The organism is Chryseobacterium sp. SIMBA_028 (assembly GCF_046535285.1).
Taxonomy (GTDB): Bacteria; Bacteroidota; Bacteroidia; order Flavobacteriales; family Weeksellaceae; genus Chryseobacterium.
Genome location: NZ_JAWRWZ010000875.1, coordinates 1 through 232, shown reverse-complemented (window position 1 = coordinate 232; position 232 = coordinate 1). Strand labels below are relative to the sequence as shown.

Here is a 232-nt window from a genome sequence, read left to right as displayed (position 1 = left end):
GTGAGGATTTACAATCAAAGGAACTTTTTTGCCCTCCACCGCAGCTTTTGGCAATGTGATGTAGCCATGGATTGTCAAGCCGTCTCTGCTTTTGAATTCAATTGGTCTCATTTCAGCCATATCCTCTTCTTTTAATTGAGGCATCAGGTCGAGAAGGAGTTTTACATTTTTTGTTTTAGTATCGTATTCGTAATATTTTCCGTATAATTTATCGCTGTCAACAACCACTAAC

General features: G+C 38.4%; 1 protein-coding gene. It reads right to left on the bottom strand.

Annotated elements, in window-relative coordinates:
• Window positions 1-232, bottom strand: a 232-nt coding sequence (locus SCA31_RS25710; RefSeq protein ID WP_410699752.1) for an alpha/beta hydrolase family protein, incomplete at both ends; no start/stop codon positions are given.